The 25,144-nt window shown below is 61.0% G+C and carries 1 protein-coding gene; it reads right to left on the reverse strand.

The window, feature by feature from the left end:
- The coding region (locus tag P1P89_14950; GenBank protein MDF1592811.1) for an FG-GAP-like repeat-containing protein at positions 1–24,573 on the reverse strand (24,573 nt) is incomplete at its 3' end.
- Positions 24,574–25,144 lie beyond the last annotated feature (571 nt).

The following is a 25,144-nucleotide window of genomic DNA, read 5'->3' on the forward strand; positions in this document are numbered from 1 at the left end:
GATCGAGTGGTTGCCTTCCGCAAGGTAGACCGTTCCCGATTGTGTCGAGAATGGATGCAGGCCGTCGTTGTTCACAACCAGGCTGCCGTCGATGTAAAGCAGCGAGCCGTCGTCGCTGCCAAGGTAGAACGTCACGTTCTGAGCCATGGTGGAGGTAATGCTCCCGGTCCAGCGCGCGGCAAAGGTGTCGTTTTCGCTACGACTGCTGTAGGCCACGGGCGCGAAACTGCCGCCGGTGATTCCCTTGTAGACAGCCAATTCGGTCTGGCTGGCAAACGGGGTTCCCCAAGAGGTCGGAACCGCGGTGAGCGAGCCGACATCATAGTAGTTCGCGGTAAGGCCGTTTGTCGTGATGCCGTTTGCCGTGATAAAGACGGTGTCGGGCGATGTGATGGTCTCCACCGGACGCCAGTACAGGCCCTCGTTCACGTAGGTGTAGACTGCGTTGCTGTTGGGGTCGCTGACAAAGAGCATCCGCGAGGCAGGATCATAATGCGTGAACGAGCCGAAGCGCGAGGCTTGGTCGGACGTTACATTGGGCTGATCGTTGGGATCCGCGAGCACCTCGGCCCACATCGTCGCCGGATCGCCGGTGCCCGGCAGGGCGTAATCGGTCGAATAGGTGCGCACCGCGCCGACATCCGCCCGGATGATCGTGGTACCGGCCGCATTGGTCTCGTTGAAGCCGGGCATGCCGACCACCAGGCGCCCGTTGCCTACGGCCACGCTGCTGCCGAAGCGGTCCGCTGTGTTGTACGGCGGGTCAAGGTCCAGCGACGTGCCCGCCGGCCGGTCGGCCACCAGTTTGCCGGAATTGTGCACCTCGACCCACAGCGACGTGTTCAGGTAATTCTGCGCCCCGAGATTGAGTGCGGCGGTATCGCCGATATAGCGGTAGACCATGCCGCGCCTGCCGAGGCTGAGGCTGTAGGAATCGGACACCAGAACCTGTGCACCGTGCGCAACCGAAACCGTGCCCGAGCCTGTCGTAAAATCGTGTTCCCTGTAGCCGGTCGCGTGCGTCCAGCTCGGCCCGGTTCCTGAACCGGAATCGGCCAGGCGGTAGAAGGCGTAAGCGGCTCCCTGATCGGTGGCCGTCCCGTCATAACCCGGCGCACCGATAGCGACGAAATTGGAATCGATGGCGACTGCCGACCCGAACCTGTCGCCCGGCTTGCCCTCGAGCAACGCCTCCGCCTCCGGCAATCCGTCGTCGGCGGTGAGGCGCGCTACACGCGTCCAGTTGCTGCTGCTGCCCTCGAAGACAAAGGCGCGGCCGTGGTCGGCGTACAACGCCTCGCCGGCGTCCTTCGGATTGTCCCACAACGGCGCACCCACCACGATCCGCCCGGAAACCATGTCGACCGCGGCGCCGAAATGTTCGTAGGCGTTCTGATCGGAGGCCGTGAGGGTCGCCCTCTGGGTCCATGTCGAGCCGCTGCGGGTATAGACGTACGCCTCGCCGCGGTCATTAGACCAGCGCAACGGTGCACCGATGACGGCCGTGTTGCCGCTTATCGCCACCGCGGCGCCGAAGTCGTCGTAGTTCACCGAGCCGAGCGTGATCCTGGCCTGCTGCGTCCAGGTCGAACCGCTGCGCACGAAGACGAAGGCTGAGTCTGCCGTGTCCCCGGCAGACCCGATGATGACGGTACTACCCTGGATCGCCACGGACTGGCCGAAGGTGCGACCGGCGGCGCCGTCGCTTGCCTTAATCTTGGTCTCCTGCTGCCAGACGCCGGCGCTGCGAACAAAGATATAGGCGGCGCCGGAATTGGTACCTAAGGTATTGTCCTGGGGGGCGCCGACGATGAGCCGGTTGCCGTCGATGGACACCGAGCTGCCGAAACCCTGCCCTGCGCTCATGCGGTCGCTCGCGTACAGCTTGGCCTGCTCGACCCAGTTGGAATTTGCGTAGTTCCAGGTGTAGACGTAAACCACGCCGCTGCTCGCGCCGTCGAGCTCTGCGCCGACCACCAGCGTATCGCCGCTGATATCGGAGACCGTGCCGGTATGCTTGGTCTCCAGGGCCTCCGGGGTCACCAGCTTGGCCTGCTGGGTCCAGGTCACCACGCCTTCGATGGTAAGGGTGTGCAGGACCAGATTGCTCAGGTGCAGATCGGCCACGTTGACGGTGTCGACGGCCAGATCCGCCGCGCTGTCGCCGGTGATCACATCAAAATCGGAGAGGCCGTGCACAATCAACGGCTCGACGCCCGTAAAATCGAACAGGTTGCCGCCCACGTCGACCTGACCTGCGCGCGCCACGGTGCTGCTGGGCGTATACGTGCCGGTGGCGACGCCGTCTCCGGCGATGCGGAGCGTGTCGCCTCCCGTGTTCGGCCCGCCGTTGAAGGTCACCGATGCGGTGGCACTGGGCACCCCCTCTTCGAACTGCGCGAACAGGATGTCATCGCCCTCTTCGCCGTTCATCGTGGCGACGTAGCCGCGGTTGTCCACGCCGTTTTCGATGTTGAAGGTATCGTCGCCTTCGCCCGCATAAACGGTGATATCGAAATTGTAAACGCCGTCGGTAAGCTGGGTCACGTCGTCGCCGCTCCCGAGCGTGACCATCAGGTGCTCGCTCGCCCGCGCGTTGACATTCAGCGGCCGGGCGGTCCCGGACTCGCTCAGCACCACGGTGGCATAGCCGCTGTTCTCAGGGTCCTCGCCGAAGACGCGAGTGAAGATCTCCACCCAAGCCGGGTTCGCGCTGGCGGGAACCGTCGGCGGATCCGCCGGGAAGATATCGGCAAAGGTTTTGCGCACAAATGCCAGGTCGGTATTGACCGTGCCGGCGGAGTCGTCGAAGTGCACGACGTCCTCGCCGCCCTGGCCGTTGATCATGACCGGAATCCCTTTGACGCTGTCCACATCAGGCAGGGTGGTGTCGATGGCAAAGCCCGCCAGCGTAAATCCGCCGCCCACGGGAGCGCCGAGGTGAATGCTGTCGTCACCAAGGCCGGCATTGACGGTGAAGGTCGAATTCTTGCCGCCCAGGGTGTCCTGCTCGCGGTGCGTGCCCTCCAGGTTGACGGCATCGTCCCCCTGGCCCAGGTTCAGCACGACCGTCTCCATGCGGCGATAGTAAACGGGATGCATGCCGCTGCGCTCCACCGTCGTGGTGTCGAAGCGCCAGTCGCGGCCGTCGAGAAGCTGAACAACGGGTTCCAGCTCATTGCTGACCGTAAAGTCCTGGCCCGTGGTGTCGCTCTGGTCGTTGAAGAAGAGTTCGTCCTGGGCTTCGGGGCCTGCGCCATCGATGCGGAATTCGCCCTGGATGCCGTCGAGGGATCCCTCGGTTTCATGGCCCTGGGTGGTCCCCACGTAGACCCTGTCAAAGCCGCCGCCCGTATTGAGATTGGTGGTCAAACCGGCGGTGGTGGCCGGTACGTAGAAAGTGTCGGCCTGGGCCCCGAGCTGGATGGTGATGTCATCGGCCGCATCAAAGATGATTGCGCCCGTTCCCGCCATGTCGAGGCCGGTCACCCGGTCGCCCACGTAGGCGCCTGTGTTGGCGTTGTCGTCGCCCGAATCGTCCACCACGATGGTGTCCGGATCCGCGCCTCCGTTAAGATGCAGCGCGCCCGAAACAAAGTCGACCCGCCGCAGGGACGCCGGATGCAGCCCGGTGGGCATCGAGGCGACAGTAAGGGTGTCCTCGCCCGCGCCGCCGTGGACATAGGTGGTCCCGTACGCATAGGCGCTGTCGATGTCGAAGGTGTCGTCGCCGTCGCCGAGATGGACGTTCACCACCTCCACCGTGCTGGAGACCGTTTCGATGCCGTCCAGAATGTCGCGGGTGGCATAGTAGATCGCGGCCGGGTAGGACGGATCGGTGAGGTTGTAACCCGCGCCGAAGCCGTCGTTGTGCACGCTCACCTGCTGGTTGGCGCCCATGCCCATGCCGGTGACGCCGATGGCGGTCAGTTGCCCGTTTTGGGTTGAAGCGTCGCCGTAGACGTTCAAGACATCGCTGTCCCCTTCGCCGACAAAGGCGAGGATGCCGCTGATGGCGCTGTCCACCGGAGTCGCGGCGCTGCCGGCGTTCATGGTGTCCGCACCCGGCCCGCCGTAAACATAGGCCACAACGTTGGCGGCCATGCCGTCCACCTGCATGATGTCGTCGTAGCTCCCGAGCTCCACGCGAAGGGCGGTGCCGTTCACGGCGCTGTAGGTGATAGGCGACGACATTCCCAGGCCGCTCACCGTGCCCGCGTCCAGCGTCCCGCTCAGGCCGGAGGTCGCGGCATCGGCGCTCAGGAAGATGCCGTCGACCGTGCCGCCGTTGCCGCCCGTCCCGGTGTCGATCACCAGGCCGCCAAGGTGCGTGAGGTCGCCAGTCAACAAGGTCAGCGCATTGAGGCTGCTGACCACCTTCCACGTGGACGTCGTGTAGTCTTCATTGGCCAGGTCAACAGTCGCGCTGCTTCCCAGGTACTGATAGAGGCCGCCCGGATTGCCCAAGGTGTCGTCATAGTCCTCAGCCAGACGCACGACGTCGCCGAACTCGAGCACCTGGAGCTTTGTCGTTTCACCAGCCGCCGGTATCGTGTCGTAGTTTGCTTCTACCCCGTCATCGTAAACGCCGCCGTCAATGAACAACGACTTCGTAGCATTGCTCGAAACAAAGAAACGGTCGGCGCCGGCATCGCCGTACAGGGTGGTGCTGGTGCCCACGACATCGGACACCGCCCGGATGAACAGGCGGTCATCGGACTCGTTGCCGCGAACCGCCGTGGCGTTGCCCGCGTTGATCCCGCTCAGATTGTTGATCTGGATGAAGTCGAGATCGCGTCCGCCGGCGATCTCGACGTACGGCGCCTGCAGATCGCCCTGGATGTCGATGGTGGTGCCGATATCCGTGTCGCCGTCCGGCGTATTCGAATCGCCCCGGACCAGGACGGAAGTCGTGCTCGTGATGAGCGTACCCACGGGTACATTGACGTCGTCGCCCGCCCAGACTTCCACCGCCAGCGGGGCGGTGATGTTTCCAACCGGGATCGATACGCCGAGCTGGGTTTGGCCGCTGACGATCATGTTCAAGTCCTCGTGCTCGCGCGCTGAATCGTTTACGGTCAGACGCACCCCGCCGACATCAGAGGTCACTTCCAGCACGTTCAGGGCCGCGCTTACCTCTGTCATATAGACGCTCTCTACCGCATCCACATACAGGCGTCCCACGCCCGGCACCGCCGGGTCGATCTGCATGGCGTTCTGCTCCTGGCCGACCCCGGCGCCGTAGATCTCGACGTCGTTGGTGTCGGCCCCGATGCCACCGCTCGTCACCAGGTCGATATCCCGGCCCTGGATGTCGGCCGCCTCATCGCCGTCGGCATCCAGCATCGACCCCGACAGGGTGATGAGCATGACATCCGCGTACTGGGAGGCCACGCCGCCCAGGTTCAAATCCCCGGCGGTCTCCCGCAGGAAGACGCCGTCGTGGGCCAGGGCGTCCACCTTGCCCTGGGCCTGCTGGGATGAGTCGATCTCAAGAAAATCGCTGATATACCCGATGGCGCCCTGCTCGGCCCGCAGGCTGATGCTGTTGCCGACGACCCAGGGTGTCGCGCCGTCGTCGCCAAGGCCTGCGATTTCATAGATCGAGCCGTCCAGCGCCTCGAGGGCCACATCGCCTTTATTGGAGCGGATGAGGTCGATCCGCAGGTCCCCGGCCGTCTCGGTGATGCCGATGTTCCCGTTGGTCACGGTGTGGACGTATCCGGAACCGAGCACATCGGTGTTGGCCAGTACGTTGACGGTGGTGTCGGCAACGCCCGGCGCCGTGGCGTTCACCACGACATTTCCGCCGGCCACGAGGTGCCCGAAGTCGTAAGTGCTTGCAATGGGCGCCGCCAGAGTCGTATCGGCGTAAATCGCCGGATCAAGGGGGGTGGCGGAACCGGCGTCGGGACGGAAATGGTTCACGTAGGCGCCGGTATGAGGCTCCTGCGTCACGGTGAAGGTGATGCCCGCCACTACGCCCACGGGCTCGGTTTCCTGCACTGCTGCCTGGAGGAGCAGATCCACGTCGCCCCCTGCCGTAATGACGCCGGTGGCAAAGGTGGCATTATCGGCATCCACGTCCCGCAGGCGACCGGTAAGATCCATGAAGACATCCCCCGCCGAGGTCGCCGTGAAGCCGGTAGGCCTGCCCGGGCTGCGAACGAGTTCGACATCCAGCCGGTTTCCGGCAGAACCGATTTCCGTGCCTGCCAGCACGAGATCGTTGGTGCGCACCACGCCGCCCACCCCGTCGTAGATTTCTCCGCCGGCGTTGAGGATGGAGGTGAGGCCCGTCGGATTGTCGATCAGCCCGTTGATGACCACGTCGGACGTCCCGTTCTCATTGAGGACCATGATGTCGGTCGGGCCCGAGGAATCGGCGATGTCGAACTCGGCGGTGACATCCTGCGCGTCGAGCATGATCTGCCCGGTCGCGTTCGGGTTGGTGGGCTGAATATTGTTGAGCCGCAGTTCCTCGCCGGAGAGGTTCGTGATCGTAATGACGTCGTAGGTCGTCTTGACCCGCGCCGTTCCGGCGGACCCGCTGATGGTGGAATCCGGCGCGTTCTCGCCGTCCTTGGACGAAACGGTGTTCGCCTGGATCAGTGCCGTTCCGGCAATGTCGAGGTTGCCGATGTTGTCAACCGAAATCGGCGAGCTTCCCGGGGCGGACGTGCCGTTCACGTCGTAGCCCACGGCCTGCCCGCCGTTGACCGTGATGTTCACCGCCTCGATGACCCGGCCGTCCTGGTCGATAAAGAGGACCGGATCAGGCCGGATGAGCAGCACGACATCGCCGTCGAACCGGATGTCGCGCCCGGCGTTGAAGTCGCCGTCTTCGGGGTCGCTCTCGCCTCCCAGGAGGCCGCTGTCGGCGCGGGTGCTGCGATCCCAGCGGGTTACATCCTGCCGCGCGTCCGCCAGCACGGTGTTTCCGGCCACGGTGGCGGCGTCGTCCACGTTGATGGCCGAACTGCTCTCATAGTCCGTGGTGGCCGGCGCGCTCGCATCCCCATAAAGGCCGTCGGCGTCCGCATCCGCCCGCGTGCCGAGATCAATGTTCTGGTGGCGAGAGACCAGCTCGACGCTGTCTCCTTCGACCCACGCGCCGCTCTGCAACACCACGTCTGTGATGTCCGTAACGCTCACTTCCGCCCTGGCATCCGCGTCGGCGATCGCCGCCGACGCATCGGATTCGGCCTTGGACCGGGCCTTCATGCCCGTCACTGTCGCCTTGAGGTGCACCGTCGCCCCATCCAGTCGCGCGTCCTCGCCCATCTGCGTACGCGTCACGCCGTTAACGGTGAGACGGGCGTCGGTATTGGCATCGGCCCCCAGGCCGGCCGCATCAGCCCCTGCCGTGGCGCTCCCTTCAAGGGAGCTGCGCGATTCGGCAGAAAGTTCATTCTCGGCCGTCATCCCCACGTCATCCCCGATCTGGATCCGGGAGTCATAGTTCATTGTGCCGCGCGCATCCGCATCGCCGAACCCGGCTAGGCCGCCGCTCCCGGTCTCGGAGAGCACGGTCGCGTACTGGGCCGTGGTCGAGAGGATCGAGATGTCGTGTGTCGCCGTCACGGAACTGCCGTTGCCGATGCTCACCAGGCCGGACGTATTGACCGTTACGGTAGAATCGGCCGAGCCGACGGACACGAGGCCGCCACCGCTGTTTGCGGACAGGGAGGAGGCGTTGCCGATGGAGGTCGCCTCCATGACGATGTCCGTGCCTGAAAGGGCACTGCCTGCGCCCACGCTGGCGGAGACCGTGGGCGTTGAAGAGGCCCTCGTTTCGGCACCGCTCACCTGCACGATGCCGCCGCTCGTGCCGCTGGCCGCTGCCGTGGCCACGCCGTCGCCGGAGGGCGCGCCGGCCAGGGCGCGCGCGCCGCCCACGCCTTCGAGAAGGTGCATGCCGGTGGAGGTGGAGGTGAGGTCGATGACGAGATGCTGCTCTTCGGTCCCGATGCTGCTGAAATCGATGCCTTCGGTGCCGACATGGTGATACTGGGTCCCTGTGAGCGGGTCACCGGTGGCCGGGTCGGTGGGATCCAGGGCGATGGCACTGCCGCCCGAGGTCGCCGCAAGCTGGAACGTGTCCGTCGCGCTGTTGACGACGTAATACGTGACTCCGTCGGTCAGCCCGCCGATGGGCTGGTCGCCAACTTTGAGCAGACTGTGGGTAACGCTCATGTCCGCCCGGTCGACCTTCGCAGGAGAAAGGCTGATGGGTGTGATGATCAGCTCGTCATCGCTCGGATCGCTATTACCCTTGTCATCGATGACGCCCACCGCCTGTTCGTAGGTCGCTGCCAGCTGGATCTCATCAGACTTGGCCGGATCATAGATGACGAAGTACCGCCCGCCGTCGGTCAGCCCGCCGATGGGTGTGCCGTCAGCCCGGTAGATCACCTCTTCGCCCGACATCACAAAGCCGTGGCCCGAACCCAGGTAGATATTGTTGTTGTTTGCATCCGCCAGCACATCGCTGCCGGAGCCGGCCACATCCACCGCCGTGCTGCTGAATTCCGCCGCATCCGGGGCCCGGTAGGTCACCGCCTGGCCGTCAGTGAAGCCGTGGCCGGTAATGGTGATGGTGTTGCCGGCGACGTTCCCGGCCAACAAATCCTTCGCAGCCGCCGGTACATTGGCAGGATCGATCAGTTTGATCGTCTGGGCGTCGATCACGTGGACCCTGTAAGTATGACCTTCGGTCAGGCCGCCGACGGTGAAGCCGCCTTCGGCGTGGTAGATGACTTCGTCGCCCTCTTCCAGGTTGTGCGACCCGGTAAAGGTGATCGTGTCTCGTTCCAGATCCACCGATGTCTCACCGGCGGTGAATGCGGCACCCAGTTTGAGAGTTCGGTCGCTGGGGTCGTCAACGTCGCTTAGGTCGATGACGCCGTATCGGCGGCCGTCGGTCAGCCCGCCGATGGCCGTGCCGTTGGCATTGTAGGTGACCGTATCGCCGGTCAGCAGGCCGTGCCGGGCCCCCAGGGTGATGGTGTTGGCCGTCGTGTTGACCCCGGAACTCGCGTCGAAGGTGCCGTCCGAGAGGGCTTCGGGCTGTTCGCCATGGACCGCGCTGAGGGTCAGGGTGTTGCCGGCCGCGATGACCGCGCCCGACTGGATCGTGGTGAGCACGTTGGGGGCAATCGTGGCTTCGGCATTGAGCACAGAGACATCGACCGCCCCCCCAGACGTACTCTTGGAGGAGGCATCGGCGTCGGTGGTCGACAGGGACTGGACGGTCACATCGTTGCCGGCCCGGATCGTGCCGCCCGCCTCAGCCTGGACCATGGTTTCCACCTTGGCATCCACGTTTGATGTGCCGACGGACACGATGCCGCCGCCGCTGGCCTGGGCCCCGGCCGTGGCAATGTCCGAGCCCTGGGCCGTGACCGTGACATTGGCCGCGCCCTCGCTGTCCCCCGGGCCCTCGACATCCCCCAGCAACGCAGCCCGGGTCATGCCCTTGGCCTCTGCCTTGGGATTGCTCACCGACACGTTAACGGCCGAGCCGCCCTGGTTCTTGACCCTGGCTTCGGCAAAATTGCTCGACCTGGACTCGACGCTCACATTGCCCAGGGCCGCGCTGATGGTGGCGCTCGGATGGACGACCGTGGAGACATCGGCATTCCCCTTGGCCTCGATGGTGGTCGCCCCAACGCTCACGCCCAGGGAAATAGAGAGCACTTTGGTGGAGACCGTGGCCCCCTTGCCGGAAAGGAACTGCCCTGTATCAGGGTCGTAGTTGTGGCCCGAAATCAGACCCACATTCCCGCTAAGGCTGGTGACCGCGACGCCGCCCAGGATCTCGGTGTCGATGTCGGGCCTGATGGTCGCATTGGCCGGGGTGGCTCCCACGGATGCACCCAGCGAAAGAGTGACGGCGCTGGAAGTGGCCTGCGCCTCTGTGAAGACCAGGGTTCTGAGGATAACATCGTTTGTGGCGGTCACGCTGCCGCCGATATATGTCCCTACCGTTGTGCTGATTTCGGCATTCACGTCCGTACCGTTGCCGCTCCCGCCCAGGGACCCGCCGTTGGCCTCTCCGTCTGCCGTGGCCACGGTATCCACCCCGGTCGCCAGGGTCAGGCTGCCGGCAGACTCCAGGGTGCCGTCAAAATGGGTCATGACCGAGCCGCCCACCGTGGCATCGGCCAGGGTCACCCCGATACCGACGGCGCCGCCGACCGCAACGGACAGCCCGTCCGCAACTGCCTCCTGAAAAGACATGGTCTGAAGCGTCACGTCGCCCGTGACATTCATTGTCGTTCCGGAACCCACCTGCGTCTCGATGGTAGGCGAAACAACAGCCTGGGCATCAGCACCGGATGCACCCGCCAAAGCACCGCCGGACCCTGCAAGGGCCTTGGCGCGCACGTTCTTATCGCTCTCTTTTGTGTAGGTATCCGTGGAAGGGTTGTAGGTGTAATTGAAAAGAGACCGGATGCCAATATCGTCCCCGGCCTCGATCTCAGTGTTTTGTCCGATATAGGACGAAATCTGGGGCGTCACAGTCGCCCTGGCGAGGGATGCACCGATTGCAGCGGCGCCTGCATTGACGCCGAATGTTTCGGCAAAGGCCTTTACTTTAGCGCCGGAAGTGACATTGATATCTCCGGCAACCTTGATATGTGAGGAACTCTCGATATAGGCTTTTATTTCGGGGGTAACGTCGACGAAGGCGAAGTTGGCGGACATGGCGCCGATGCCCGCAGAAACGGCATAGGTCTCCGCGTGCGCGTCAATGGTGGAAGTCGCGTTCACCGACACGCTCCCGACCGTACCGGAAGACTGGCCGATCTGCGCGCCACTCCCGATATAGGCCCGCATGTCCGTGGCCGAGTCATTGTCCAGGGAGATCTTGACGAAAGAAGCGCCCGCTCCCACTGCACCGGCGCTGATCTGGGCGGTGAATCCGTGGAACGTCTGGCTGCCCGTTGCAGAGACAGCGACGCTGTTGGCGGAGTCGATCTGGGCACCGTCGGCGATGTAGGCCTCCTGCACGGTCGAGTCGCTGATCACGACAACGGCGGCGCCCAGACCCACAAAACCGGCCGACCCGGAGAGGCCGTCCACGTGAACCGTTTCGTTGAGGATTTCTTCCACCATGATGTCCCGGCCCGCCGACAGGGTCCCGCCCGCGTGGGCGCTCGTATTCGCAGCAATGTTCGTGACGTTAATACCGGCCCCGATCCCCACCAAACCCCCGCCGAAGCCGCCGACAAAGATGCTCACGTCAACGTTTTCGTTGGCCTTTACCTTGATGTCCCGGCCCGCCTTTATCGTCGCGCCGCTCTGGACATAGGCTTCCGTGCCCTTGGTAGGAGGAGCCGCGCTGATCTTGCTGTTGAGTGAAGCCTTATTGGGAGCGCTGGCTGACAGCTTCGTCCCGGCTTCCGACGTGCCGGAGGCAACCCGATCGGCGTTGCTGTTGCTGCCGCCCGAACTGCTGAACCCACCAAGCAGGTCGCCGACTTTGTTGGTCGCCGCCTCGGACTGTCCGGCTCCGTCCGAGTCGGCCGATTCGGCGCCTTCGCCGGTGGTGGCATTGGCCGAATGGCCTTCGCTGTCCGAGTAGTTCTTCTGGATTTCACTCCCGATCGACCAGACCGAGACACTGGCGCTGAGGCCGACCAGACCCCCTGCGCCGCTGAACGCGTATCCATTGATATCCTTTATGCCGAGGGCGTTCACCGCCACGTCGTTTGCGGCATTCACATGGGCGCCTGTCCGGATACCCGCGCTCGTGTCGTTCTTAATGCTCCCCACGTCAACGGCCCCACCGACACCCACGAAACCCCCGGCCACCGCGCCCGCAAACGTCGTAGCCGATACCTTGTTCGATGCGCCGACGACAACGTCCTGGTTCGCATTGGCCCCCTCGTTCACGATGCCGTCGGCGTCAGGGTCCGCCTGGTTGATCAAGGCGCTTCCGATGTACGCATCCGTATCGGAATCGATAAGGGTGACCGCAACCCCGCCCGAGACCCCCACAAAGCCCGCCCCGCCTGCCACGGCGAGGTGGAAGAGGTCCTCGCTCGACTGCGCCTGCACGATCACGCCGTGCGCGGTCATGGTGCCGAAGGTATTCCCATCATTCGTTCCGTTAAGGATGCCCGCAAGCCCGTCGCCATTTCCCAGGGCATCCACTGCGGCGCCGTCGGCAATGAAGGCCTGGGTCGCTTTGTCGAGGGTCATAACCCCGACCGAACCGCCGACGCCCACATAACCTGCAGCCAGTGCACCGGATATGACATCAATGGCGGTATCGTCAGTGGCAAAGACAAGCACGTCCCCGCCCGCAAACACGGTTCCCGCAATCGAGGCGGTGGTGACATTGTCGATGACCAGCACATTGACTGCGCCGCCAACGCCCACCGTACCAGCCGCAATCCCGAAACCGGCAAGCAGGATGTCTTCACGCGCATGGGCCTCTACGATGACGTCGTTCTTCGCCTTCACCACCGCTCCTGCCCGTATGGAGGCCTCGGCCGTGGGCTTTTCCTGCGAATTCGACACCACCGTTACGTCAACTGCCGGGCTCACCCCCACCGTACCGGCGGCCAGGGTCCCTGCAACAGCCAGGTGTTTGAAATCACTGCCGGCCGCCACGAGGACCGACTGCGAGGCGCCCGCTGCGGAAGTGTCCTGATTGACGACGGCGTTCTCGCCGATATACGCCCTTGTGGTGTTGTCGATCACGTTGACGCCGGCCGAGATCGCAATACCCGCCGTACCGCCGGCAATGCTGATGGTAAAGTCGGCGATGTCGTCCCGATTCGTGGCGCTCACCGCAACACCATGGAACCCGGCCCGGGTCCCCGGCGCTATGGTCCGTTGAAAAGACCCGCTCCTCAGGTCGTCTCCCCCGTCCTGCTTGGCATCCATTTCTGCAAACTGAGGGGTCTTGATGTCCCCCTGGGACTTGAGGCTGTTGATATCGGGGTCGCCTGAAATGCTGTTCGTCTCGATCCCAGCGCTGCCGCTTGCATTGTTCGGATCAAAGGTCGGGGCGGAGGAATCGGGACCCGGAACGAATCGCCCGGTGTTCACCGTGTTCCCTGCCGATTTCCCTTCGCCTGTAACCCATGCGCCCTGGCCGATGAACGCCTCGGTGGTCTTCTCGGTCACCGTGACTGCCCCCGCAGCACCCACACCGGCGCTCCCCGCAACCGCAAGCACCCCGACGACCTTGTCCACCTCGGTGTTGTCGTCGGCCGCTAGGATCACATCGCCCTGGGCGTGGACATGGCCCGCGCCTGCGGAGCCGACCCCATCCTCGTCCCCCACAAAAGCCTTTGTCGTGACGGTGACGATATGGACGGACGCATCAAGGGTCACGGCCGCCGTGCCGCTCACACCCATGCCTGCTGCAACGGAGGTGATATCCTCTGTGGACCGGGCATCCACCTTGATATCCCCGTCTGCGTTTGCCGTGACGCCGGAATCGATGAAGGCCTTGGTGGTCTTGGTGATGAATCCCACGTCTGCGCCGAGACCCACCGCAACGCTTCCCGAGGCCGAAAGCGAGCCGGCCACGGAGACGATCGTCGTATCATCTGTTGCGTTGAGAAAAATACCCGGGTTATTGACACTGTCTTCGACACTAATGGTCGCGTTCCGGCCGATGTAGGCGAGCGTGGTTTCGTCGAGGTCGTTCACCGTAGCTGATCCCGCCACAGCCACCGAACCTGACCCGGCGCCTCCCGCGGCGACCGTAATGAGGTCCTCGCTGGATGTGGCGCTCACTGTCAGCCCGGTAGGCCCTGCCGCGTTCACCGTGGCCCTCTCCCCGACGTACGCCTCCACAGCGTCGGTATGGAGCAGGGTCGTATTGGATGCGCCCACGCCCACCGAACTGCTGGCGCCCACAGAACCCGCAATCAGGGTGGCCTCAAGAGCGCCGTCGGCCGCAATCGCCACATCGCCTCCCGCATCGACAAAGGTGACCGCACCGGTTGGAGTCCCTGCGATATAGGCGGCGGTCGTCGTATCCATGTCGAGGACGGAGACCGATCCGCTCAAACCGGCGGAGCCGCCGTAGGTGCCCGCGGCGCTAATGGCAAGGATGTCCTCGCTGGACAAGGCGGTCACGATAACGTCTTTCCTTGCATAAACCCGGGCGGAAGAATCGATATGGGCCTTGACGGTTCTGTCGATGGTCTGGACATTTGCCGCCAGACCCAGGGCAGCGGTGCTGGCGCCTGCGACACTTCCGGCGATGCCCAGGATGAAGGTATCGTGTTCGGCCCGCAAGCGCACGGACTGATCCGAATCAGCCCCCGAATTGCCGCCGGTGGCATTGATAAGGGCTCCCGTTCCGATAAACGTCTCGGTCGTGTCTTCGGTGGTGCCCATGGTAATGACCACAGCCGATCCGGCGCCGGCGAAGGTGTCTGCGCCGGCGCCGCCACCGGCAAAGACCAGGAGGCTGTCGTCGGCGGTGGCATCCAGGGTAATGCCGGGGCCGCCGAAGGGCTGTCCGTTGAGGGTCTTTGCTCCCGGATCGAGAATGCCTGCGCCGGCACCTTTTGCATCCACCCGTGCGCCCTGCCCGATGTACGCCTTCACTGTCCGTTCGGGAACGTTGACGTTTGCTGCCGATATCCCCACGCCGGCATCATCACCGCCCGCGACCGAGCCTCCGATGACGATGAGATGGGTTTTATCATCCGCGTCGAAGTAAAGGCTCCCGGCCAGTTGAATCTGGCCGAGCGTCGCGGTGTCAATTGTATTTTTGTGTTGAGAATATTCTCCCGCGTCCAGATAGCCGTCATTGTTCGTGTCCGCCGCCGCAAAAGCAGTTTCGTCCCCAGCGCGCGCCAGAAACTCCTGCCGGCTGATCATTCCGTCCTGGTCGCGGTCCATGGCTGCGAGGAGGGCGTTGTAGTCTTTGTTGGCGATGAAGGCCTGTACGTCATGGTCGAGGTTGACCGAGGCGGCTGAGCCGGATGCCCCGATTCCATCCGTGGAAACGGCCACGGCCGCCGCAACAGACACCGCCTCCGTGTCGTTCGACGCGAAGACCCTGGCGTCTGTAGCGGTAACTTTGGCATTACTCCCGACATAGGCGTAAACATTGCTTTCCACAAAACTCAGACCAACATCCGCACCCGCAGCAAAGGCGCCGTTCACACCGATCGCGAGCACCCCGGCAACGGAGACGAGGAGGCCCTTGTTTTCGGCCTTGATTGTTGCATTGGTGGTATTGATGGTTGCACTGTCTCCCACATACGCATACACGTTGTGGGTGAGAAAATTGAGGTTGACCCCCCCCGCAATGGCCCCGTCATCTTTGGCCCCGGCGCCGCTCGCAGCCACGCCGATGATCTTGTTGTCCGTGTGGGCCCGTATCAGGAGGGTACCGCTGCTTACCACGGCATTCTCGATAAAGGCCTTGGTGGTCTGATGGAGATTGTTGTGGGCATAGGCGGCGCCAATGCCCCAATCATTACCGAAGGCAAAGCCGCCGGCGCCGGCTATAAGCAGCGGGTTGCTATAGGCCTCGACGGAAAGATCGCCGGTGGCGTTGACAGTGACATGATCATCGATAAACGCCGTGGTGTACGCTTCCACCCAGTTGAAGGCGACGGAACCGGAAAAACCAAGGCCGAATTTCTCGCCACTGCTCGGCACGGAAGTCATGCCACCTTCAGTACCTCCATTATCGGTGGAATCAGTGCCGCCCGGAGCGATTCCTGCTGAGGCGCCGATCGTCCAGATTTCGGGCGTCGACCGCGCGTAAAGCGAAAGGTCGTTCCCCGCCGTGACCGTGCCGACGCTGACGCCCTCTCCGTAACCCCCCTGGGGTACGGGATCGTTCACATCGCCTATGATGGCGCCTGTCGCGTTTATGATGTGGGCGATGGAAGCGGCGATGCCGACGCCGTATTGTCCTCCGATGGCAATGGCAGGGGTAATGGTGATCGCCTGGATATCGGTCTGGGCATCAATGATGACGTCGTGGTCTGCATGGACCGTTGCGCGGTCCTCAATGTGGGCCAGCGTGGTATTTTCGAGGCGGTTGTAAATGAAAGCCCCGTCTATGCCCGTCTTTTCGGCATAACCGCCTGCCATCACGATCGTGATGAGGTTGTTGGTGGTATCGGCCTTCACCGAAATGTCATGACCCGCGGACACCACGGCCAGGTCGTCAATGGTGGCAGTGGCAAAATTCTGGAGGATGATGGCGTCGAAGAATCCGCCGATACCCGTCTTCGATCGGTTGGTGGCCAGGTTAAGTACGGAGGCGTTGCCCGCAAAGTTGTACGAATCGACCGTCCCGGTTGCCGAAACCTCCACATCCGCCCCGGATGAAACGTTTGCCCCTTTGGCAATGCCAGCGGCTGCGGAATTGTAGCTAAAGAGCACATTGATGCCGCCCCCCACGGCAGTCCCCCCCGAAGCAGCCGAGCCGCCTGCATAGATGAAGCTCGTGCCGGTCTTGGCTTCGTCGTTGAGGTTATCGGTGATGACTTCGAGAATCTTGTTTTGTCTCTTGGCAATCTCGGTCGTGTAAGCATCTTCCAGGAGCATCCGGTTAAAGCGGACAAGGTCCGCCTCATTGGTCAACGCGTCATCGGTGAGGTCCAGTTTGTCATCCCCGTTTGTATCCCCCAGTGCCTTGGTCTCGTCCCGGAGGGTGATGCCGTCAAAGATGCTCTTCGTATCGTTGGGCGCGGGCTGCTTTTTGCTGTAAAGCGACTCATCTTCCTGAATGACCTTATTCAGTTCTTCTACCAGCGCCTTTTTGACCGCTTCCGCATCCGCGCCCACATCGTTCAGCAGGGTCTGCGTATCGGACGAGAATCCATCCCAGAGAAACTTGGACACCGGATCCGAGTGAATACGCAGCTTAGACACGAACCCGCTCAGGTCGATGAAATCGTCCGCCTCGAACACAGGGGAACCCAGCTCATTGGCCAGCTTTCCGCCCATCTTCTCAGAGTACGCGTAGGCCGCTGCGAGCGCTTCCGTCTGGGTCGCCTCGCCGAAGCCCAGGAGGGCCAGCGTCAGATCGAGCGGATCCACCGGGCTAAGCATCGTTGCGTCGGCATCGATGGTCAGGGTCCCGGTCACATCGACATAGGCGTTCCAGCCCACAAAGGCGTTGGCCTGGTTCGCGGCCTTCGAATAAGCGAGGGCGCCCCCGTAGGCTTTTTCCAGATTGGATCCCGGAAGCGCACCGGCACTGCCTGAGGCCGAAATCTGGAAGGTGTCCTGCGCGAGTGATGTGACATCAAGCTCGCCGCCGACGGTGATGAAGGCCCCTTGACCGATCAAGGCGTTCGCCTTGTTGTCACTGGTCACCATGGCCAGAGCCACGGCATATCCCTTTTTGGTTTCGCCGGTGCGTGCCTTGAGCACGCTGTCGCCAATCCCGATCTCGTTCACAAACGGAATGCTGTCCGTGAAATCGGCAATGTCCTGGGCATATTTGCCGATGGGATTGCCGCTCACCGAGGCGAAGGACCGGGTCACGTTCCTGTCGTTAACAGATTCACCGTGAACGGTGAAATCATTGCCGATGGCCATGATGCCACTGACGGTGGCGGTGGCCAAAGACTGGAAAAAACCGAGGGCAACGGTCGCGCTGGTGCCGGTATCATCATCTTTACTCCCCTCCGTGTCCTTGTCCGTAGCCGCCTTTGTGCCAAATCCTGCGGCAATCGCCGTGTTGGCGAATGAGTTCAGATTCTTCGCGAGTATGTCGGCCGTCATGGCCTCTACCTCGGCTCCGCTGCGGATATCCGCAAGGGAGGTGGAGTGGCCGATGGCCAGGGAAAAGGCCAGATTGGTGCTCACGCCAAGGGCGGGAATAAAGGTGATGACGTTCACCGTGTTCTCAACGTTGGCGTGTATCTGAAAGAGATTCGTTGCGGAGATGTCCGCGCCGTTTTCCACTTGGATGGTCGCTGTAGCCGAGGAATTCCCGTAGGTGACGCCCCAGCCGCTTCTCACGGTGGTCATCTGGACATCCGAGTGGGAGAAGGAGTTCAACAGGACGTCGTGAGCAGCGTCCAGGTAGGCGCCCGCCCCGATCAGAATGCTCGCCACCGATTCCGCAACAACGGCCTTGGCCTTGCCTGTGGAGTAGTCCAGGGTGTTGTTGGCTGCCGCACTGGACACCAGTTGCGAATTCACGCCGATGTCCTTTCCGAAAACGTATCCGGTCTTCCCCTCCATGGTCTTCAGAGAATAGAGGCGGTTCGGCATGCGGTCAATGCCGACCACCAGGTCCAGACCGCTCACTCCGTCCACATTCCCCAGGGCCAGGGAGGTGGTGGTGTAGGCATCGGTGCCGATGTTCGTGCCCGTTCCGAAGTTGCCGCTCCCGTCATTCAGGTAGAACCGGTTCTGCTGGAGGTTATTGCCGACGACGAGGTCAGGATCACTGTCCGCGTCGATATCAGCGATGGCGAGGGCGGTCGTGGCGTAGGCCGTAGCATCAATGGTCGTCTTCGAAAACGTGCCGCCCGAAGAGTCATAGCGCCGGATGCCATTTCCATCGGTGCCGGCCACGATTTCGAGCGCCCCGTCTCCGCCCAGATTGCCCAACGCAAGGGCGGTTGTCTTGAAACCGGTATCGGCGTCGATATTTGTGGCGGAACCAAAGGCGGTGCCGGAATAGTCATAGGCGAGAATGCCCTGGCCGTCCGTGCCCACGACCACCTCCAGGGCGGCATCCCCATCGATGTTTCCCCAGGCCAGGGACGTGGCCTTGAGCGTATCGTCCCCGAATCCGGTGCTGTAGGTGAGCGTGCCGCTGTTATTGAGGTACAGGCGACCGGCCTTCTCTGAATTGCCGACCAGGAGATCGAGATCGCTGTCCGCGTCCACATCAGCCAGGACCAGGGAGGTGACCTTATAATCCGTGCTGCTTTCAATTTCCGCGGATGACCAGGTTTCCGCGGTCTTGTCATAGTTAAAGAGGAAGATTTTTTCTCCCTCGGTGCCGACCACCAGTTCAAGCTCTCCATCGGAATCAAGGTTGCCGAGGCCGATGGCCGTCGTCTTATAGGACTCGGTGCCAATATCTGCGCCATATCCGAAGTTGCCGCTTCCGTCGTTCAGGTACAGGCGGTTGGGTTTATTGTAATTCCCCACCACGAGATCGAGGTCTCCGTCATTGTCCACATCCCCGAGGGCAACAGCCCTCGTGGGAAAGGAGAATTCCGGGTCTTCGGCCTGATCAAGGGTCTTCTGGGTCCATGCCGTGGTGTCGAGGTTAATGTCGTCTCCCGTGATCCGGGCGCCCTCGCCCACCTCAATAGAAGCCTCAGAGCTTCGCCATTTGAAGTCGCTGATGCCCAGAAATTCCCAGGCCTGCTTTACCTTCTCGTAGGATATCAGGCGCACGTCACCGGCAGTGTCCCCCGCGGTGGCATGCGCCAGGATGTTTGTGCCTTCGCCGAGGGTGATCACGGGGGCCTTCAAGATGATGGCCCCGGAGGCCGAGCTGGAGTTTGCGTCCCAGTGGTTCGCCCCTGCCGCGACCTGACGGCTTGAGATGGTGGCGCCGTCCCGATAGTCCTCACCTTCCGCTCTTCCCTTGAGGATAATCGATCCGTCGGCGTGTATCGATACGTTGGTGAGGCCCCCGCCTCCGACAAAGCCGGTAATCGTGACGTCCCAGTCGTTGCCGTAGCCCTGCTTGCTCACCGTATCGGCTGAGAGGGCACTCGTGTAAGCGCGGTCCACCTCTACCACCGTTGCGCTCGTCACACTGGTGACCGTCCGGTATCCTTTCGTCATATCCCCGAACAGGTCGCCGGCGACCAGCCCGTGGTCGTCCGAAAAGGTGACAGTTGTGCCTGCGCTCGTTGCTGTCGGCGTGATGGCAACAAGCGTTCCCACAATAATGGTCAGGGAGTCGGCGCTGCCGTCAGCGTTGCCGGTGATGTTATTGATCTCCAGGTCTCCGCTCACATGAACCGTGACATCCCCATCAGCCACCATGTCTCCGGCGGCATTGAAGCTATTGCTCCCCCAGCCGGTCGTGTCGGATGGGGCGGTCAACGTCGGGACATAGGGGGTATAGGCCGGGAAGGAGCCGAAGGTCACGCTGGCAACGATATTGCTGTCCGTGGTGACCGGGTCGCCCAGGTCCGGAAAGATCTGGGCGCCGTTTTCCCAATCGTCGAAAAGGACCCTGAAGGCGGGCTCACGGAGCACACTGCTTTCCCAGAGAGGGGAGTTGCCGGTTCCCAAGGGATAGGTGATACCCTGCCAATCCATATAGATATTGAGGTCACCCCCCTCAAGTTTGACCGTGTAGCTGTCCCCGTACCGGAGTTTTTCGAAGAAGGTGGTCCCGAGCATGGCGACTTCAATTTTCTCGACATTGCGGATTTCCCATTCACTGCCCGGAGTGATCACCTTAACCACTCGCTCGACGATCTCCGGAAGTTCTTCTGGCGGAATTCCTGCGTTGTGCGTCGCTTCATCGGCGGCCAACAAGCTGATGAGTGCAGCCGGGACCGCACCCGGGTCTCCGTCCAATTCGCTCACAAGGGATGGCGACGAGGTCACCCCCCCCAGGGAATGGGATGTCTCAACATAGCCCGGATCCTGGTTCGAAATGATCCGAACCGTACCGGACGATGTGTTCACGATCCGGATACGGCCCGCGACCACGTCGCCATCCGCGCTGTCGTCCAACGCAACGTTCAAGATGCCGCTGCTGATGGTGAATGTACCCAACAGCTTCCACACATCAAGCCGGCTCTCGCCACTGAGCAAATCCGAGAACTCCGCATCGTCCGGAGCCCTGCTCTGGTCGACGAGTACGGTCGCTTCCTGCGTCGTGTCGTCATAGACAGTGTAGGGCGCGTTTTTGGCCGGGTTCATGTACAGGGTGGTCGACCAGTCCGCATACACCTCGTAAGTTCCGGGATCGAGACTTCCGAAGGTCCACGTCACCGTGTTGCCGTCATCCGGCCGGTGGTAACGGGAAAGGCTATTGAACGACGTGGCGCTGTCCTGCCGCCAGGTGTGGTCGCCGTCAATGGTGGTGAGCCAGATGTCGCCGTAGATCGGCTGGCCGTATTTGTCGACCACGCTGACCGGCTGACCGTAACGGTCGAGGACACCCGGCATGGTTGCGGTGAGGATGTCCCCGCCATGAACGCCGTTCAGGTCCATCCCCGCGAAGTCATAATAGACATAGCCGGCATCACCGGGCTCCAGGTATCCCGGGTCATCCAACTCTCTCCCGGGATTGCTCACGAGATCACTGAGCAATTTGCTGATCGTTTTCGGCTCGCTGCTGCTCAGGGGATCCGTCTCCTGCAGCAGGAGCAGCTTGGAGAGCATCAGGCTGTCGGCATAGACGGCAAAGGTCTCCTTGTTATACTCCACATTGTCGAAGAGTCCCCCCATGGCGTCGTCATAGTACTCCACTTTGAATGAGCCGTAGTCCTGGACATAGGAGCTGAGGGTGAAGTCCTGAAGGTGGTCGGTCCCCGTGAACCCCAGGTACTGGTCAAGCCTTTCGTGATCGGTCGATTTGAAGAGGAGCACTTCGGTCACCTTGCCGCGTTTGCCCGGGTCGGCGGCTGCATCATATGCCGACAAGGTGCTCGTATCCGCCTCTATGGTGAAAGCGTCATCGTTCAACACGGCCTTTACCTGATGCTCGCCGTTCAGCACGTCCCAGCCCGAACCCTCGTCAATATCTTTGAACTTGACCACATCACCGACCGACAGTTCGTGACCCGTCCAGGTGACCACGCAATCCGCTGCACTGCTGAGGCCTTCAATGTCGTTGTCGGTGAGACCAAAATTCGCAATATTGATGCTCTTCAGATCCATTTTCCCGGAAGGTGAACCGGAGAAAAAGTCAAACAGTTCGATGTCAAAGCCAAAGGTGTTCAGCACGGCTTTTCTCAGCAATTCCTTGGCATATTCCTTTATTTCTTCTTTTATCCATTTCAGAATCGGATCAAAGGGGTTTATATCGCCGAGAAGTTCCCGTGCCGGTTCCAGAATCTTGCTCTCCAGCTCCCCGAAACCAGCCTGGATGCCTGCACGCAGTTCACCTATTTTTCGCGGCATACCGACCATCGGCAGCAGGTACTGATTGATGAAGGAATCGTCCGTGCGGCCGTCATTGTTAAGGTCGTCGATCTCGTTCAGGAGGACGTCAAGGAGACCGACGTCTCCTTCCGCATCCCCCCGTCGATCGAGGAAGGTGGGGTCTACGGCGTCCGGGCCATAGCTCTCGCCCGTTTCGTTCTGCAGGTCACGGCCGCTCTGGGGGTCGAACAGGGCCCGGGACGAGGCCAGCCCAAAGTCGCCCCAGTGGCGAAGGCCCTGGTCAATGTTATAGATCCAGTAGTGCAGGTAGTCCGAAGCCTCGGTACCCAGAGAGGTGGCAAGGCTCGTGACAAAGCCCTGAAGATCCACGCCGGCGAGATCGCCACCCGTAATCTTCCCGAATATTTCCTTGAAATTGTCCGTGATTTTTTCGCCAAGACCCTTCACGTCGTCGAGCAAAGCGTCTTTGTCGACAAGGTCTTCCCCCTTCAGTAGGTTGTCTATCCCCTGGAGGATGCCGTCGACCAAACCGGCGAGGGGCTCGTAATCTGCCGCTGGAAGGCCGGTATACGGGCTGTCTAGCCCGCTCGGGTCTCCCACCAGGGTGACAAGCGTGTCGCGCAGGTTGATGAAGAAATCGGCAATGATGCCTCGGGACTTCATGATCTTGGAAACGTCCAGTCCTCCGGAATCATTGAGCCTGAGGTCATAATAAGTGTAATCGCTCTTGATCTCCCATAGGGCCCCTGCAGTGATCCCTGAGACCATCGTATCCAGGCCCAGCGTGATGTCATGGTCATTGAACATCGTCTTAAGTGCATTCGTAAGGGTCTCGCTGCCGAGATCAGCCAAATACCCGGCCAGTGCTGTATCGCTCGCATCAATCGTGAACTGATGCTCAAGTTCCCTTCCCGGAAGGTCCGGCAGGTTATAGATGAGGGCGTCATAAACGAAATCCCCCACCGCACCAAGCTCCCTGGTGGGTGTCGCGTCGTCACTCACGTCACCGGTCGGAAGCTGTGTCCGGTCTTCGTTGCCGTCGAAGCCCGGAGTGGCATCGCCGATATACCCCTCAACCAGAAGATGTTTGATGACGCTGGCAAGGTACTTCGGTTCACTGAGATCGAGAATATCCCCGAAATCAGGCCAGGGCGCGCCGGTGAACTCATTCGTGAGCGTATGGCACCAAACGTCCCCGGACACGTGGGTCGGGAAACCATAAGCCCAGGCGAGAATCTGCAGCTTTTCAGTTTCAGAGTATTGATTGTCCAGCTGGGCCTTCCAGGCCCTATCCAGAACATGCCCCACCCAGATGCCGGTTGATTCAGGGTGCAGCACGGATTGACCCATGATCAGTTCCGGGAACCCGTCAGGACCCACGGCGCCCGCGTAATAAAATGCGGGATACTTCGTGAGAGCCTCAATGATTCTGGGGTGCACGTCATACTGGTTTCCGGCGATGGTTATCTTGCCGTCCTCGAGGAGATCGTTCCGCACATCCTGGGCGATCTCGATGTGGACATAGGGCTTCCACCCGACCGCGGCAAGCGGGTTGCCGGGCTCCATCTCGTAGGCATGCTCCCACCCGAGGAGATGGCCTGATTCATGAGCCACATACTCGGCAAGGGTCGCCCCAAATTCGGATGCTGAGCTGAAGAACGAGTCGATATTTTCCGTAAAGACAAATGTGATATCGTTGGGGTCCTGATTGCCGGTATCGATTTTCTCAGACAGGCCGATAAAGGGGCCGTACTCGGCAAAGGCTTCACCTTCTCCGCCGAGATAGACGGTGGAAAAATCGGTGCCTGATGCGGGTTCAATATTGGTGAAAAGGAAACCTGGGTCGTCAAAGGCCTCGCTGAGTGCAAACAAGAGTGAGTCTATAATTTCGCCTTCCAGCCCAAGCAAGTAATCGGGCGCCCTAAAGGCCGGAATGTCGAAGCCGTCGACCGTGATCGGTCCTTCGTAACTCACGTCGAATGCGCCATCCAAATCCAGGAAAAAGATCTGTTCCGCTAACAGGTCCCAATCGGCCGAGGGATCCTGGTTGTCGGTAGCACCACTCAGGTTTTCGATCCCGCTGAAATCGACGGTGGCCACAATACCGGAATCGGGTCCGGTCATGCGCCAGGTCGGCTCTCCTCCCACGACATCCAGGACATCTGCGTCACTCGAGGTGGCGTCCGTAAAATAGATGGGGATTGAGAAGGGTGTGGTGAAGTTCACGGTCAGCCTGTCGTCCCGTTCGGAGCCGGTAATTTCTACCGCGCTCGTGTCAACCAGAGCCTGACTCTGCAAAATCGACTGATCCAGGTTGTTGATCAGCTGGAGGGTATCCGCACCTTCGACTTCTTCCAGACGGAGCGTGAGATCATCCGCGCTGCCTGTCATGGCAAATTTTAGGTCGGCGGACAGGAGCAGCCGCGGCTCCAGCGGCTCGAGGAATAATTTGCGCCGATCTCGGGCCTTGGCAGCTGTTTCATTTCGTTGGATTAGCCTTCGAATTTTTCTAAGTAGACTCATTGCAAACCTCTCTCTTCTTTGTTTAAAGAAGCTGGTGGGATTTACTTTTTGCGTGATGAAAAAATATAATTTTTTTTCTTAAATTTTAAAAAATTATCGAAAAGCGAAACTTAATAGATTTTTGACAATAGCCTTACTGCCAGATAATTCATAACAAGCTGGAAAGATTTAGGGTCTTTGTAACTTTTAAATCAAAAAAAATTTTTACATGCAACCTCTTTTTTATATTTTGTGGGTAATTTCGCAGTATATAGTGTGTATATCAGATACCCACTTAAAGTTCCATTTGTCATAAGACGACCGGTTTAACGCATTTATACAAATAAAAAACAGGTTGTTAGGCATAAAAACCAATTCTTATTTATGGATCACAGGGGACACCGGCATGTTCGGTTATGTAAAAGAGAAATATCCGAAAGTATCATACTTTTATTCGATTATGCCTAAGTACACAGATACATAAATACGATGACGTAATATTGACAAATTAATGCGATTTTGATATCGTCCTCCGAAAAGAAAGGAGGTGCGATATCCCAAGAAAAAGCCCATATATTATTAAGCTTGATCC

Source organism: Desulfobacterales bacterium, assembly GCA_029211065.1.
In the GTDB taxonomy this organism is placed as follows: Bacteria; Desulfobacterota; Desulfobacteria; order Desulfobacterales; family JARGFK01; genus JARGFK01.